Here is a 15414-nt window from a genome sequence, read left to right as displayed (position 1 = left end):
CGACGGCGGCGAGGAGCACGACCGCGAGCGCCGCGGACCTCGCCGGGCGCGCGCGGAGCGCGGCGAGGTCGGCCGCGATCGCGGCGGCGGGGCCGGCCGGGCAGGCGCGCCAGGCCGCCGCGAGGAGCGCGACGGCCGTGAGCCACGAGGCCACGCAGAGCAGGCACCACGCGCCGATGGCGGCCTCGCTCACGATCGCGAGCGCGATCGACGCCGCGACCGCGGTCGCCGCCACGCCGAACAGGAGCCCCCGGGCGAGGGGGCGACCGCGCCGCGCGTGGACGAGCGCCCGAGCGGCGAGCCCGGCGGCGAGGCCGTAGCCCAGGACGCCCCAGGCCGCGACGGGCAGCCCGAGGAACACGGAGAACCGGCTCAACGCCACGCGATCGCAGTTCACGACGTCGTTGATGGCGCAGAAGCTGGAGTACCCCGCGTGCGCGCGAGCGTGCAGGCGCGCGAGGAGGGCAGCCAGGGCCACGCCCAGCAGGGCGAGCCCGAGCGCCGCCACGAGCGGCCTGGCGGGCGAACGACGGTCGGGCGGGACGCCGCCGGGGCGCCGCGACGTCTTCTGACGTGCTCTCTTCATGGACGGTGAGGGTAAGCGGTCGCGGTGAGGGCCGAGAGGGTGACGTGTTCCCGGAGAAGCGTCGTGCGCGCGGCTGCACGCGCTGGATGCACGGCAGGCGCTGCCCCGGCGATCAGTCGATCGAGCAAGGCTTCACCTCGACGCACGGCGGCGGCTTCGACGCGGTCTGCGAGCGAGCCGGCGCCGCTCCGTCTCTCTTTGCTGGCTCCTCCGTCCGCGGGCGAGGGCGCAGGTCGGTGGCGCGGCGCGCGTCCGGCCGGGGGCGCTCGCCGCTCGCGGCGCGGGGCGCGGCGCCGCCGGCGGTCGCGGGCGCCGGAGGCGCCTTCGGCGCGGGCTCGTCCGCGAGCGCCGGGGCGGCGAGCAGGGCGGCGAGGGTCAGGATCAGGGCGCGGGTCATGGAACCTCCAGCTCCTGTGCATAGCACGGGCGGGCGCGGGGTCGTCCGGGATTGACCGCCGGGGGCCGCGCCGTCATGAGAGCAGGCATGTGCGAGCACCTGAGCAGCCTCCAGCGACCGAGGTCGCACGCCCTGACGCCGAGCTCGCTCGGCTGCGAGGAGTGCCTCCAGAGCGGCGACGCGTGGGTCCAGCTGCGGCTGTGCATGACCTGCGGCCACGTGGGGTGCTGCGACAGCTCACCGAACAAGCACGCCACCCGCCACTTCCACGCGACGAGGCATCCGGTCGCGAAGGCGTTCGAGCCGGGAGAGGACTGGGCGTGGTGCTACGTGGACGAGGAGCTGGTCGAGGCGATCCCCGCGTTCCCCGCGGAGTCGCCGCGAACGCACTACGCCGCTCACCCCCGCGGCTTCCCCTCTCCGTAGCCGCCCGCGGTCTGGACGCCGATCACCGCCTTGCGGTGGAACTCCGGCACGGTCAGCGCGCCCGCGTACGTGAAGGCGGACTGCACGCCGGTGATCACGTCGACGAGGATCGCGCCGACGCTCTCGCGCCCCTCGCGGATGTAGATCCGCGACGTCGAGATCCCCTCGCGGAAGAAGCCCTTCTTCGCGCGCTCGAACGCGTCGAGCCCCGCGGAGCGATCGCTCACCGCCCGGGCGCTGGCCATCCCGTAGTTCTCCTTGTACGGGCGCCCCTCGCGATCCTCCTTCACGTCGCCCGGGCTCTCGTAGGTGCCGGAGAGCGCGGTGCCGATCATGACGCGGGAGGCGCCGGCGGCGAGGTAGAGGGCCACGTCGCGCGGATCGCGCACGCCGCCGTCGGCCCACACGTGTCGCCCGCGCCGGTGAGCCTCGCGGGCGCACGCGAGCACCGACGAGAACGTCGGCCGGCCGGCCCCGGTCTGCATGCGGGTCGTGCACATGGCACCCGGCCCGACGTTCACCTTCACGATGTCGGCGCCCGCGTCGAGGAGGGCGCGGGTGCCCTCGGGGGTGCACACGTTGCCGGCCACGAGCGGCAGCGCGCCGATGGCGCGGCGCACCTCGCGGATCGCCTCGATCATGCGGCGCTGGTGCCCGTGCGCGGTGTCGAGCACGATCGCGGCGACGCCGAGCTCGGCGAGGGCGGCGGCCGCCGCGGCGGCGCCGGCCGAGATCCCGACGGCGGCGGCGACCATGAGCCTGCCCCGCGCGTCGAGCGCGGGCTCGAGCAGCTCCAGCCGCACAGCGTCGTCGCGCGTCAGCACGCCGGCCAGCCGGCCCTCGGCGTCGAGGACCGGCGCGGCCTTCACGCGCTGATCCTCCATGAGCAGGAAGGCGTCCCGGTTCGGGGTGCCGGCCGGGAGGGTCACGAGGCGCGACGACATGAGCGAGCCGACGGGCGAGTACTGGTCCCGGTCGCGCAGGTCGGCGTGCGTGACGATGCCGAGCGGCCGGCGCTCGTCGTCGACCACGACCACCATGTCGTGCGCGCGCTTGCGGATGATGCCGAGGACGTCGCGCAGCGTGGCGCGCGGCGACACGGCGAGCGGGGTGTCGTAGCGCGGGTCGGCGGCCTTGATGTGCCGGATGATGCGCGAAGCCGTCTCCAGGTCCATGTCCTGGGGCAGGACGCCGAGGCCGCCGAGGCGAGCCATGGTCTCGGCCATCCGCTTGCCGGTGACCGCGTTCATGTTCGCGGACACGACCGGGTGCGCGCCCCCGGAGAAGTCCACGGGGCGCAGGTCCACGTCGAGGCGCGAGCCGCCGTCGAAGTAGTCGGGGACGAGGAAGACGTCGTCGAGGGAGAGCTCGAGGGCCTCGTCGTGCTCGGGATGGAGGAAGCGCATGACCAGGCGATAAGCGAACGGGGGTCGCAAGGGAAGGAAAACGCTCAGAGCGTCTCCAGCACCTCCCGCGCCGCGCGCTCGCCGCTCCGGAGCGCCCCCTCGACGGTGCCGGCCAGCCCGGCGGCGGTGGCCTCGCCTGCGAAGAACAGCGTCCCCTCGACGCTGCGCGCGAGCGCGGCGGACGCGCCGTCCGAGCCGACCGGGAAGACCGCGTAGCCCCCGCGCGCGAACGGGTCGCGCGTCCAGTCGGCGATCGCCGCGCCGTCGAGCAGGTCCTCGAGCTCGGCCGGCGGCAGGCCCAGGCCGTGCGAGGCGGACCGGATCGCCGCCCGCAAGACGTCCTGCTCCCGCTTCCCCGCGAGGCGGGCCGCGCCCGGTCCTCCCGCCCAGCCGACCAGCACCGGCGCGTCCACGGGCGCGAGCGTCCAGAAGACCGGCACGGCGGCGCCGGGGACGTGCAGGAACACGAGGCGCCGGCCTCCCCACGGCGCGCGCCGGAACCGCAGCAGGACCTTCACGACCGGCCCCATCGCGAGGGCCCTCGCGGCGCTTTGCTTCTCGGGCAGCGCAGGGACGAACCGGACCGCGCCGTCGCGCAGGATCGACAGCGGCAGGGTCACGATGGCGTGACTCCCCGTGATCGGCGCGAGCCGGCCTCCGGCGCGACCGCGCGCCCGGAGCCGCACCTCCCGGCGACCCCACCCGACCTCCTCGACGACGGTGCCGAGGCGGAGCACGCCGCCGCGAAGCGCTCGCGCCAGCGGGGAGAGGATCCTCGCGTAGCCTCCGTCGATCCGCGCGGCGGTGTCGCCGCCGAGCTCCTCCATCCCGCGGCTCAACCGCGCGAGGGCGAGGGACGACGCGGTGCGCGGATCGGCGAGGTAGAACCCGCGCACGAGCTCCCGGGCCAGGGGGATCGCCTCCCGCGACCGTCGCAGGGCGGAGCGGCGTCGGAGCAGGGCTCCGATGCTCTCGTCGTCCCGGGTGCCGAGCGCGAGGAGCTCCTGCGCGCGCGCGTACGCGGCCGTGATCCCGGCGAGCCGACTCCCTCGCGGGCGCTGGTGCCGGTCCGGCACCTCGCGGATGGCGGCCCGAGCGCGGCGCGCGAGCGCGAGCGTCCGGTCCGGGTGGCCGTGCACGAACTCGGCGCCGTGCTCGAGAGAAAGGCCCAGCACCGGGTCGAGGCGCGTGTCGATGCGCCCGCCATACCGATCGCGCGCCTCGACGAGCGTCACCGCCACCCCGCGGTCGCGGAGCAGCGCGGCCGCCGCGAGCCCGGCCGCGCCGGCTCCCACGACGATGACGTGCGGTGCGCGTCTGGCCGCCATTTCTGCACGGACAGGCTACGTCTCCCCGCCTTCCCCCGCGCCTGCCCGGCCGGAGAGCCGTCCGCGCGCCGGGGCTCGTGCCGGTTCGGTCACAGCCCGGCGCCAGGCTCGTCCGCGCCCTTCGGCATGCGGTCGCCGCCCACGCCCGTGTCGTCGTCGGCCGCCCGTCGAGCGGGCATCCTCTCATCGGGAGCGTCGCGCCGAGGAGCCGGTACGTCCTCCGTCGTGCGGGCGGGCTTCACGGGAGCGCTCGTCTGAGTGCGCGGCCGCTCTCCACCTTCGTTCGGCATGTGGCACCTCCGCGCATGACGATGAGGACGGCGCCCGGCGTGAGCGAGCCCGCGGGAACGCCTTCAACGCGTCGGCGGACGTCGCTGCGGCAGAGCCCGTCTTGCGGCAGGGCGTCCCTCCAGGGGTGCTCCCGGCGGTCGGCAGACCATTCAAGGAGCTGCCAAGGAGTGCGATGAATCGCCCCGCATTTCCATAGGTTGACGTTCCGTGACCACGCCGGTGGGTGAAATCCCCCGGGTGAAATCACGCAGGGTAAGACCACACCCGTGCGACCCCGCCACACACGCCGCCGGTCGCGGATCGCCGCTTGTGGCCCTGGCAGAAAACGCCCGACCGCCGGGCCGGCTGCGGCGGAGGGACGGGCGCGCTCAAGGGCACGGGATCACTCGGCGCGCACGACACGTCGCCGCGCGGCTCGACCTCGCGGGGCTCCCATGCCGCCGTGACGACGTTACGCGGTACACGGTGAGTGCGGGCGATCAGCGAGCGAGCGGCCCGGCTCTCGCACGTGCACCGCGGGCACCGCCGGCCGTGTGACCGGCGGTGTCTCTGGAATCGACTCTTCACGTTAAGTAATTGGGGGGAATCCCTTCATGGATGCGACGAAGCATCGCGTGCTCTCGCTGGTGATGGTCCTCGCGCTCGCCGGCTGCTCCGGTGGCTCGAACGGCAAGGACGGCAGGGACGGGCTGAACGGCCAGGACGGCGCGGCGGGACCAGTGGGGCCGAGCGGCCAGGACGGCGCGGACGGCAGGTCGACGGGTGGGGTGATGGGCAAGCTGACGTTCAAGGTCGCGGGGAAGGAGTATCCGGCGACGAACGTCACGGTGACGAGCATTCCGGACTGGTGCGGGACCGCCACGTCCGACGCGAACGGCGAGTACGAGCTCGGCTCGGGCTGCGCCATCGGCGTCTACACCATCGTCTTCTCGGGCAACGGCTTCAAGACGCTCGAGGTGCCGAACATCTCGATCGCCGCGGGCAAGGAGTACATCCTGAACCGCGAGCTCACCGCGATCTCCCCGCTCGTCCTCAAGGCCGCGAAGCCGCCGAACCCGGCCGGCTTCGAGCGCGAGGTCACCCTCGGCGTCACGGTCACCGGCGGCACGCCGCCCTACGCGTACAAGTGGACGCCGCGGACCACGAACCCGACGGCGGTCACGCTGTCCGCGAATGACGTCGAGGCCCCGACCTTCACGACGGGCGCCCTCGCCGACATCGTCGCCGCCGACAAGAAGGTGATCGGGTTCGGTCCGTCGCTCGACGAGGAAGGGAAGCCCTTCCGCCCCGAGTTCCTGGGCGTCAGCAACCGGCAGCTCACGGAGATGACGTACAACTTCGACGTCGTCGTCACCGACCAGATGGGCTTCGAGGGCAAGGTCACCGTCGCGGTCGTCCCGGCGACGCTCGCCCAGGCCAATGGCTCCATCCCGACGGGCACCCTCGTCATCGCCAGCATCCCCGGCAACGCCGCCGCGCTCGTCTTCACCGAGAAGCCGATCGCCTCGAGCGCCGTGCTGAACGACGCCGACACCGCGTTCCCCTGGTTCATCGCGGACGCCCCGGGCGTCTACCGGTTCGACGGGCTCCGCGTCGCCGTCTCGAACTACGTCAGCTCGAACCCGAGCTGCGGCGGCTGCCACGAGTACCTCATGTCCGCCGAGAAGCAGGCGGCCATGGCGCTCAAGTTCAAGAAGTGGAGCAACTCGGCGCACGGGAACCACTTCTTCAAGTACATGGAGTACGACGCGAACGGCCAGCTGGTCTGGAAGACCGGCCCCGACGGCAAGCCCATCCCGGCGCCCACGGCGAACCCGACCGTCTTCTGGACCGAGCCCGGCGCGATGACGACGTTCGAGTACGGCATGACGGGCGCCGAGGGCACGCACTACGGCGAGAACTGCGTGGCGTGCCACACGACCGGCTACAACGCGGCGCTCCAGAACGACGGCTTCGACGACGTCGCCAAGGCCGCGGGCTGGACCTTCCCCGACCTCTCCAAGTACCTCACCGGCCTCACCGGCACTCCCCCCGACCTCGTCACGACGGAGCCGCAGTACGGCGCCTGGGACCTCGTCCCCGCGGACGCCAAGGCCTACGCCGGCATGCAGTGCGAGAGCTGCCACGGTCCGCTCGGCCGCCACGCCGCGAACGGCGGCTCGAAGCCGGCGGGCGAGTACGGCGTCGCCGCGTGCGCCGTGTGCCACGACCGTCCCACGAACCATGACCGCGTCGCGCTCTGGCGCCGCTCCGGCCACGCGAACACCGGCCTCGCCTTCGGCGAGTCGACCGGGGCCCGCGCCAACTCCAGCTGCGCGCGCTGCCACTCGGCGCAGGGCTTCGTGAAGTACGCCGCGAACACGCTGCAGGACTCGGTCGACAGCGGCGCCACGAAGGAGAACGTCGAGCCGCAGACCTGCGCCGCGTGCCACGACTCGCACTCCACCACCGTCCGCATCGACGGCAAGGCCCCCGTCTACGTCGCCGCCGGCTTCACCGTCTCCGGCGCCGGCACCGGCGCGCTCTGCATGACCTGCCACAACGGCCGCCGCGGTCTCAGGGGCGACGCCGTCCCGATGACGGGCTTCGCGACGCCGCACGCGCCGACCCAGACCGAGGTGCTGATGGGCATGAACGCGTACTTCATCGGCGACGCCAACGGCTACAAGGTCTCCGGCCACGCCGCCGTGTCCGAGACCTGCGTCGGCTGCCACATGAAGACCGCCGTCGAGGGCCTCCGCTACACGATCACGAACCACACGTTCGGCTTCACGAACGACGCGGGCTTCGACGCGGCGAAGTCGATCTGCAAGGAGTGCCACGGCGAAGAGGTGAACGGCGAGGCCATCGAGACGGCGTACGCGAACGCGCGCGCCCAGGTCATCGCGCAGCTCAGCGCGACCCTCGAGGCCGCGGTGGCCGGCACCGCCGGGTTCACCGTCACGCCCGCGGGCGCGGGCCACGGAGCCCCTGAGGGCACGCCGCTCGTCCTCGCGCTCACGAACATCGCGAGCATCGACGTGGAGGGCACGACCATCGTGTTCAACCTCGTCGCGGCGGTGGACGTCACGTTCCCGTCGGGAACGGTCTCGACCAAGACGGTCCGCGCCTCGGCCGGGAAGGTCATGGACGCGACGGGCGCGTTCGCGCTCGCCGGCGTGGACGGCGTCCTCTCGCGGTCGCTGTGGAACCTCGGCCTCGTGAACGACGGCTCGAACGCCATCCACAACCCGACGTTCGTGTTCGAGGTGCTGCAGGCGACGGACGAGGCGCTGAAGGCGGCGACGCCGGCGGCGGCCTGCGCGGCGACCTGCCTGTAGGCGACGCCCGCTCCCGGCGCGCTCCGCCGCGCCGGGAGCGTCGCTCCTGAAGCTCCGGGCCCGCGCCCGCCGGTCCACCGCGACCGGCGAGCCCGGGCCCGGCTCGGCGACGGCATCGCGCGTCTCGCGACGGCTCGACGCAAGCGACGGGCGCCATCAGCTCCGCGGCTCCTCGCGATCGTCCCGGTACAGCTCGTACGCCGCGGTGTACTCCATGACGCGCGCGACGTCGGCGATGAAGCTCTCCGGATACCCGGCGCGGCGGAGCAGATGGAAGCCCATCTCCATCCCCGACGTGATCCCCCCCGCGGTGATGATCCGTCCGGCGTCGACGACGCGGGCGCGGCTCGGCTTGCACGCCGGCGCGATCCGCGCGAGCCGCTCGAGCGGCACGAGGCCCGGCGGCGTCGCCTCGGCGCGGTCCGGCTCCTTGCGGTTCGTCGCGGGGAGGCCGTCGAGCAGGCCCATCGCGCCGTAGATCCAGGAGCCCGTGCAGACGGAGACGAGGAGCGTCTCCTGGGGCTGGCTGCGGATGAACTCGTGGAGGCGCCGGTTGTGCAGCTCCTGCCTCGTGCCGTAGCCCCCCGGGATCAGGAATGCGTCCATCGCAGGGCGGTCCGAGAAGCCGTAGTTCGGCAGGACCGTGAAGCCGGCCTGGGCCTGCACCGGGCGCATCGCGTCCGCGACCAGGAACGCGTCCAGCTCCGGATCGTACCGGCGCGCCACCGAGAAGACGCCGTGCGGAGCGGCGAAGTCGACGATCTCGGCGTCCTTGAAGACGTAGATGCCCAGGCGGAACCCCGGGCGAGTCGGGGCCATGTCGTACCTCCTCGTCGAGCTCTCCTCACCGATGCACGGCGCGCGCTGCCGTGTCGGGGCCTCGGCGGGGCGCGTCGCGCTCCGCTCGGGCGACGCGCCGCTCGGTCGTGCGGCCCGCGCGCGGGCGTCCGCCGAGCCCATCTGGGCCGCGCCGAGACGGCTGACGTACCGGTAAGCAGGTCTGCCGCGTCCCTGTTGCCGCGGCGCTTCGCGCTCAGGCCGGGCGCGTTCGCGGCAGCCGCCCGGCGCCGGACCGCGCGGCGAGCCGCACCACCGCCTTCTTCGCCTCCATCACCCACAGCACGGAGCTCGCGACGGCGACGCAGAGGAGCCAGTCCTTCGCGTCGAGCGCGACGGTCCGGAACGGACGCTGGAGGAACGGGGCGTGGACCACGGCGACCTGCAGGCCCGCCGAGATCGCCACCGCGAGCCAGAGCCAGCGGTTGGCGAAGGCCCGGTGGAAGGCGCTGCGGGCCACGAAGCGGGCGTTGAAGGCGTTGAACAGCTGGAACAGGACGAGGGTGGTGAACGCCAGGGTCTGGGCACGGCGGAGGCCCTGCCCCGGCGCCGAGGCGCCGCCGCCGAGGAGCCCGCCGGGCAAGGCGAGGTCCATCACCGCGAGCGTCCCGGCGGCCATGACCACGCCGACCAGGATGAGATCGAGCCAGGTCCGTGCGTCGATCACCCGGCTCCGGGGGTCGCGCGGCGGCTCGAGCATGACGTCACGGTCCGGGGGCTCGACCCCGAGCGCCAGCGCCGGGCCCGAGTCGGTCAAGAGGTTGATCCAGAGGATCTGGGTCGCGAGCAGCGGGACGACGACCGCCGAGCCCTCCTCGGGCGCGAGGCCGACGACCCCGGCGAGCAGCACGCCCAGGAGCATGACGAGCACCTCGCCGATGTTCGACGAGAGCAGGTAGCGCAGGAAGCGCTGGATGTTGGCGAAGATCGAGCGGCCCTCCTCGACGGCGGCGACGATGGAGGCGAAGTTGTCGTCGGTGAGGATCATGTCGGCGGCGCCCTTCGCGACGTCGGTCCCGGTGATGCCCATCGCCACGCCGATGTCCGCCGCCTTCAGCGCCGGGGCGTCGTTCACGCCATCGCCGGTCATGGCGATGATCTCGCCGTTCGCGCGCAGCGCCCGGACGATCCGCAGCTTGTGCTCGGCGGACACCCGGGCGTAGACGGAGACGTCGCGGACGGCCTCGCGCAGCGCCTCGTCGTCCATGCGCTGGAGCTCGGCGCCGGTCAGCGCCCTGGCGCCGGAGGCGGCGATGCCCAGCTCGGCGGAGATGGCCGCCGCGGTGATCGGGTGGTCGCCGGTGATCATCACGGGCCGGACGCCTGCGCCCTGCGCCTGCGCGACCGAGGCGCGGGCCTCCGGGCGCGGCGGGTCGATCATGCCGACCACCCCGAGGAACACGAGCTCCTGCTCGACCTCGTCCGTCAGCTCGCCGGTGACCGCGTCCCGGCCAAGCGTGCGGTAGGCGACGCCCAGCGTCCGCAGCGCGGACGCGGCGAGCCTGTCGACGGCGCGCGAGAGCTCCGCGCGGCGCTCCTCGCCGAGCGCCCTCGTCCCCTGGCCGACCCGCTCCTGCGTACAGCGCGCGAGCAGGATGTCGGGCGCCCCCTTCGCGAACACGAGCACCCGCTCCTGCTCGGCGTCCGCGTGGGCGGTGCTCATCATCTTGCGGTCCGAGGAGAACGGCACCTCGCCGACGCGCGGGTAGCGCGCCTCGAGCTCCTCCGCGGCGAGCCCCACCTTCCTCGCGGCGACGAGGAGCGCGCCCTCGGTCGGATCGCCCTGGATCGTGAAGCGGCCGTCCTGCTCGACGAGCGTGGCGTTGCTCGCGAGCCGCCCGGCGCCGAGCGTCTTCTCCACCTCCTCCAGCAGCGCGGGGTCCTCCACCGGCGCGCCGTCCCTCCGCACCTCGCCGGTGGGATCGTAGCCCGTCCCGCTCAGCTCGACGGCGCCGCTCGCCGTGACGACGGCGCGGACGGTCATCTCGTTCCGGGTCAGGGTCCCGGTCTTGTCGGAGCAGATCGTCGTGGTCGAGCCGAGCGTCTCGACCGCCGAGAGCTTGCGCACGATGACGTGGCGCGCGGCCATGCGCTGCGTCCCGAGCGAGAGCACGATCGTCGTGATCGCCGTGAGCCCCTCCGGGACGGCGGCCACGGCGAGCGAGACCGCCAGGAGCAGCACGTCGACGAGGTCGGTCAGCGACCGCAGCTCCTCCAGCACCAGGATCGTCGCGCTGATCGCGAGCGCGATCGCGACGACCGCGACGCCGAGCTGCTTGCCCACGCGGTCGAGCTCCCTCTGGAGCGGCGTCGCGACCTCCTCGGTCTCCTGGAGCGAGCCGGCGATCCGGCCGAGCTCCGTCGACGGTCCGGTGGCGGTGACGACGGCCCGGCCGCGGCCGGAGGCGATGGCCGTGCCGCTGAACACCATGTTCGTCCGGTCGCCGATCCCGGCCTCGACGGCGAGCGGGGCGCTGTCCTTCGAGACGGGCGTGCTCTCGCCGGTGAGGGCCGCCTCGGCGACCCGGAGCGCGATCGCCTCGAGCACGCGGGCGTCCGCCGGGACCGTGTCGCCCTCCTCGAGGAGCAGGACGTCGCCCGGCACGAGCCCGGCGGTCGGGACGAGCTCCTGTCTCCCGTCGCGCAGGACGCGGGCCGTCGGGGCGGTCATCGCCCGGAGCGCCGCGACGGCCTGCTCGGCCCGGCTCTCCTGGACGAAGCCCAGCACGCCGTTGAGGAGGACGATCGCGACGATGGTGAGCGTCTCGTACGGGAGCGGGGTCTCGCGCTCGATCCACCAGGCGACGAAGGAGACCACCGTCGCGACGAGCAGCAGGATCGTGAGGACGTCCGCGAACTGGGCGAGGAAGCGCCGCCAGGCGGGGACCGGCGGCGGCGCGGGCAGCTCGTTCCTGCCGTGGCGCCGGAGGCGCTCCTCGACCGCGCCGCCCGAGAGCCCGCGCCGCGCGTCGCTCGCGAGCGCGGCGACGACGTCCGCGACGGCGCGGCGCTGGGGAGATGCGTCCGTGGGGCTAACCGCGGCCAACGGCGTCCCCCGCTGGCCACCGCCACCCCACGATGTCGGGCGGGTCGATGCCGTACTCCTGGGCGTGCAGCCGGCACTGGATCTGCCGGTTGCGGAACCGCTCCTTGGCGTGAGCGCCCGGGCCGAGCAGCCGCGGCACGCGGTCGATCACGTCCATGGCCAGGCTGAACCGGTCGATCTGGTTCTCGATCGCGAGCTCGAGGGGCGTGTTGATGCTCCCCTTCTCCTTGTAGCCGCGCACGTGCAGGTTCGGGTGGTTCCTGCGGCGGTAGGCGAGCCGGTGGACGAGCCAGGGGTAGCCGTGGAAGTTGAAGATGATCGGCGCGTCCCCGGTGAAGAGCGAGTCGAAGTCCCGGTCGGAGAGGCCGTGCGGGTGCTCCGTCTCCGGCTGGAGCTTGAACAGGTCCACGACGTTCACGAAGCGGACGCGCAGGTCGGGGAACGCCTCCCGCAGCATGGCCGCGGCGGCGAGCGCCTCCAGCGTGGCGACGTCGCCGGCGCACGCCATGACGACGTCGGGGTCGTGCCCCTCGTCGCTGCTCGCCCAGTCCCAGATGCCGATCCCCTTCGCGCAGTGCGCGACGGCCGCCTCCATCGAGAGGTACTGAAGGTGGACCTGCTTGTCGGCGACGATCACGTTCACGTAGTTCTCGCTCCGGAGGCAGTGGTCCGCCACCGAGAGCAGGCAGTTCGCGTCGGGCGGGAGGTAGATGCGGGTCACCTCGGCGCTCTTGTTCACCACCACGTCCAGGAACCCGGGGTCCTGGTGGGTGAAGCCGTTGTGGTCCTGGCGCCAGACGGTCGAGGTGACGAGCAGGTTGAGCGACGCGATCTCCTCGCGCCACGAGAGGCGGTTGCAGATGGAGAGCCACTTCGCGTGCTGGTTGAACATCGAGTCGATGATGTGGACGAACGCCTCGTAGGACGCGAGGAGCCCGTGGCGCCCGGTCAGGAGGTAGCCCTCCAGCATCCCCTCGAGCGTGTGCTCCGAGAGCACCTCGACGGCGCGGCCGTCGGGGGCGAGCCGGCCGCCGTCGGCGTCCTCCGGGAGGCTCGCGCCGAGCCAGAGCTTCCCCGACGCCTCGTACACCGCGTCGAGCCGGTTCGAGGTGGTCTCGTCGGGCGAGAAGAACCGGAAGTTCCGGTCGTTCGCGCGCAGCACGTCGCGCAGGAAGGCGCCGAGCGGACCGGTGTTCCCCGCCTGCGAGCCACCGGGCGACTCCACCGTCACCGCGTAGTCCCGGAAGTCGGGGAGCCGGAGCGCCTTCTTGAGGAGCCCGCCGTTGGCGCGCGCGCTCGCGCCCATGCGGCGCGGCCCCCGGGGCGCCGCCTCGCGCACGGCGGCGACCGGCGCGCCCGCCGCGTCGAAGAGCTCCTCGGGGCGGTAGCTCCGGAGCCAGCGCTCGAGCAGCGCGAGCCGGGCGGGGTCCCGCTTGACGCCCGGGATGGGGACCTGGTGCGCGCGCCAGGAGCCCTCGAGCGCGTGGCCGTCCAGCTCGGCCGGCGCCGTCCAGCCCTTGGGCGCGCGCAGCACGATCATCGGCCAGCGCGGCCGGGCGGCGACACCGGTCCGGCGTGCCTCGGCCTGCGCCCCGCGCACGAGCTCCACGCAGCGATCGAGGGTGGCCGCCATCGCCTGGTGCATCGACTCGGGCTCGGAGCCCTCCACGAGGAAGGGCGTCCAGCCGTAGCCGGCGAGGAGCTGCGTGAGCTCGTCCGAGGGGATGCGGGAGAGCAGGGTGGGGTTGTCGATCTTGTAGCCGTTCAGGGACAGGATCGGGAGGACCGCGCCGTCGCGGATCGGGTTCAGGAACTTGTTCACGTGCCACGACGTCGCGAGCGGGCCGGTCTCGGCCTCGCCGTCCCCCACGACGGCCGCGACGATGAGGTCCGGGTCGTCGAACGCGGCGCCGCAGGCGTGGGAGAGCACGTACCCGAGCTCTCCGCCCTCGTGGATCGAGCCCGGCAGCTCGGGCGTGCAGTGGCTGCCGACGCCGCCCGGGAATGAGAACTGCTTGAAGAGGCGCCGGAGCCCCTCCTCGTCGAGGCTCTTGTCCGGGTAGACCTCGGAGTAGGTGCCCTCGAGGTAGACCGGGCCGAGCACGCCGGGCGCGCCGTGCCCCGGTCCCGCCAGGAAGAGCACGTCCAGGTTGCGCGCGCGGATGATCCGGTCGAGGTGCGCGTAGACGAACGACAGGGCCGGGCTCGCGCCCCAGTGGCCGAGGAGCCGGTTCTTCACGTGCTCGGGGCGGAGCGGCTCGCGCAGGAGCGGGTTGTCCTGCAGGAAGATCATGCCGAGCGCGAGGTAGTTGCAGGCGCGCCAGAAGGCGTCGATCCGGCCCACCTCCTCCGGCGCGAGCGGCGCTCCGCGCACGGTGGAGCGCGCAGGCCCGAACGCGGACAGGTCGGCGATTCCCGGGGTCCTCGGCGCTTGCTCGCTCACGGCTCGTCCCTCCCCCGCGACCGCGCGCGCCAGGATCCGGCGCGCGTGCCGCGCGATCATCAGCTCCTCGTCGGTGCGGACCACCCAGGCGGACACGCGGCTCCGGCCGCCGGAGATCCGCGGGCCCCCCGCGGCGTTCGCCGCAGGATCGAGCTCGAGGCCGAGCCAGGCGGCGTCGCGGCAGACCCGCGCCCGGATCTCGGCGGAGTTCTCGCCGATGCCCGCCGTGAACACGACGGCGTCGAGTCCGCCGAGCGCCGCCGCGAGGGACCCCAGCTCGCGGTCGATCCGGTAGACGAAGAGGTCCACGGCGAGCCGCGCGCGCGGATCGGGCGAGGCGAGCAGCGTCCGGAGATCGCTCGAGATGCCCGACACCCCGAGGAGCCCGGACTCGTCGTACAGGAGCCGCTCGATCGCGCGCGGATCCAGGCCCCGCTCGCTCGCGAGCCAGAGCACGACCCCCGGATCCAGCGCGCCGCAGCGGGTCCCCATGCAGAGGCCGTCGAGCACGCTGAACCCCATCGTCGTCGCGACGCTGCGGCCCTCGAGGAGGGCGCACATGCTGGCGCCGCTGCCGAGGTGCATGACGACCGTCCGCCCGGACGCGGCGGCGGGATCGAGCGACCCGAGCGTCGAGGCGACGTACTCGTACGAGAGACCGTGGAAGCCGTAGCGCCGGAGGCCCGCCGCGTGCAGCTCCTCGGGGAGCGCGAAGCGCTCGGCCACGGGGGGCAGGGTGCGGTGGAAGGCGGTGTCGAAGCAGGCGACCTGCGGGAGCGCCGGGTCGAGCTCGCGCAGGATGCGGATGGGCGCGAGGCCGTGCGGCTGGTGGAGTGGCGCGAGCGGGACGAAGGTCTGGAGCCGGGCGAGCACGCCGTCGTCGACGAGCTCCGGCCCGGCGAAGACGGCGCCGCCGTGCACCACCCGGTGCGCCGCGCCCGCGAGCGCCCCGCCCTCCGCCGCCCCGCGGACGAAGTCGAGGAGCGCCCGCACCGCGCCCGCGTGGTCGAGGTACGCGCTCGCCGGCCAGCGACGCTCCGCGAGCACCGCGCCGCCCGGCCCGCGCGCCACGAAGCGCGGCGCGCCCTCGGGCGAGAGCCCGTCGACCTGGCCGCGGACGTCGGCCGCGAGCGCCCCATCGCGCCCGCGGAAGAGCGAGAACTTGATGGACGACGAGCCCGCGTTGAGGACCAGGATCCTGTCGGGCATTTGCCGGCGCACCCCGTCGGTGCCGGATCTTCGACCCGCGCGCCTCGCGCGCAAGGCCAGGAGCGCGCACCGCCCCGATGGCCCGTGCGAGACGAGCCCTGCGCGCTCGGGCGCGGCATGGGACG

Annotated in this window: 9 protein-coding genes; 2 read left to right on the top strand and 7 right to left on the bottom strand. The window is 73.7% G+C overall.

The window, feature by feature from the left end:
• Together MNY60_RS09595 and MNY60_RS09590 are read right to left on the bottom strand one after the other, a co-directional pair.
• The coding region (locus MNY60_RS09595) for a vitamin K epoxide reductase family protein (RefSeq protein ID WP_277956932.1) at positions 1-586 on the bottom strand (586 nt) is incomplete at its 3' end.
• A gap of 112 nt (positions 587-698) precedes the next feature.
• Positions 699-983 (bottom strand): hypothetical protein, encoded by a 285-nt coding sequence (locus tag MNY60_RS09590; protein WP_242360511.1) that lies wholly within the window; start codon positions 981-983, stop codon positions 699-701.
• 87 nt (positions 984-1070) lie between these two features.
• On the opposite strand from MNY60_RS09590, the gene MNY60_RS09585 reads away from it, so the two are divergent.
• Positions 1071-1409, top strand: coding sequence for a ubiquitin carboxyl-terminal hydrolase 14 (locus tag MNY60_RS09585; protein ID WP_242336276.1), 339 nt, complete (start codon positions 1071-1073; stop codon positions 1407-1409).
• Here the strand turns inward: MNY60_RS09585 and MNY60_RS09580 are convergent.
• Together MNY60_RS09580 and MNY60_RS09575 are read right to left on the bottom strand one after the other, a co-directional pair.
• Positions 1382-2815 (bottom strand): GuaB1 family IMP dehydrogenase-related protein, encoded by a 1434-nt coding sequence (locus MNY60_RS09580; protein ID WP_242336277.1) that lies wholly within the window; start codon positions 2813-2815, stop codon positions 1382-1384. The two genes, MNY60_RS09585 and MNY60_RS09580, sit on opposite strands and share 28 nt — an antisense overlap.
• Positions 2816-2859: 44 nt before the next feature.
• Positions 2860-4143: an NAD(P)/FAD-dependent oxidoreductase gene (locus tag MNY60_RS09575; protein WP_242354877.1), complete on the bottom strand. Its 1284-nt coding sequence runs from the start codon at positions 4141-4143 to the stop codon at positions 2860-2862.
• Positions 4144-5027: 884 nt separating this feature from the next.
• Here MNY60_RS09575 and MNY60_RS09570 point away from each other — a divergent pair.
• Positions 5028-7754 (top strand): hypothetical protein, encoded by a 2727-nt coding sequence (locus MNY60_RS09570; RefSeq protein WP_242336283.1) that lies wholly within the window; start codon positions 5028-5030, stop codon positions 7752-7754.
• A gap of 156 nt (positions 7755-7910) precedes the next feature.
• On the opposite strand, the gene MNY60_RS09565 is transcribed toward MNY60_RS09570, so the two are convergent.
• From MNY60_RS09565 to MNY60_RS09555, 3 genes are all read right to left on the bottom strand, one after another.
• Positions 7911-8573 (bottom strand): DJ-1/PfpI family protein, encoded by a 663-nt coding sequence (locus MNY60_RS09565; protein ID WP_242336286.1) that lies wholly within the window; start codon positions 8571-8573, stop codon positions 7911-7913.
• A 214-nt stretch (positions 8574-8787) separates the two neighbouring features.
• The gene (locus MNY60_RS09560) at positions 8788-11637 is read right to left on the bottom strand and encodes a cation-translocating P-type ATPase (protein WP_242360510.1); all 2850 of its coding nucleotides are present in this window, start codon (positions 11635-11637) and stop codon (positions 8788-8790) included.
• Positions 11624-15289, bottom strand: coding sequence for a phosphoketolase (locus MNY60_RS09555; RefSeq protein ID WP_242360509.1), 3666 nt, complete (start codon positions 15287-15289; stop codon positions 11624-11626). Before MNY60_RS09555 ends, MNY60_RS09560 begins: the two co-directional genes overlap by 14 nt.
• Between the last annotated feature and the right edge of the window lie 125 nt (positions 15290-15414).

It is taken from the genome of Anaeromyxobacter sp. SG17, from assembly GCF_022690695.1.
GTDB lineage: Bacteria > Myxococcota > Myxococcia > Myxococcales > Anaeromyxobacteraceae > Anaeromyxobacter > Anaeromyxobacter soli.
This window is presented reverse-complemented; position numbering and strand designations above follow the sequence as displayed.

Excerpts from the sequence above, each read along its gene's own strand:
- MNY60_RS09590 (WP_242360511.1), bottom strand. The coding sequence starts at position 983 with ATGACCCGCGCCCTGATCCTGACCCTCGCCGCCCTGCTCGCCGCCCCG.
- MNY60_RS09585 (WP_242336276.1), top strand. The coding sequence starts at position 1,071 with ATGTGCGAGCACCTGAGCAGCCTCCAGCGACCGAGGTCGCACGCCCTG.
- MNY60_RS09580 (WP_242336277.1), bottom strand. The coding sequence starts at position 2,815 with ATGCGCTTCCTCCATCCCGAGCACGACGAGGCCCTCGAGCTCTCCCTC.
- MNY60_RS09575 (WP_242354877.1), bottom strand. The coding sequence starts at position 4,143 with ATGGCGGCCAGACGCGCACCGCACGTCATCGTCGTGGGAGCCGGCGCG.
- MNY60_RS09570 (WP_242336283.1), top strand. The coding sequence starts at position 5,028 with ATGGATGCGACGAAGCATCGCGTGCTCTCGCTGGTGATGGTCCTCGCG.
- MNY60_RS09565 (WP_242336286.1), bottom strand. The coding sequence starts at position 8,573 with ATGGCCCCGACTCGCCCGGGGTTCCGCCTGGGCATCTACGTCTTCAAG.
- MNY60_RS09555 (WP_242360509.1), bottom strand. The coding sequence starts at position 15,289 with ATGCCCGACAGGATCCTGGTCCTCAACGCGGGCTCGTCGTCCATCAAG.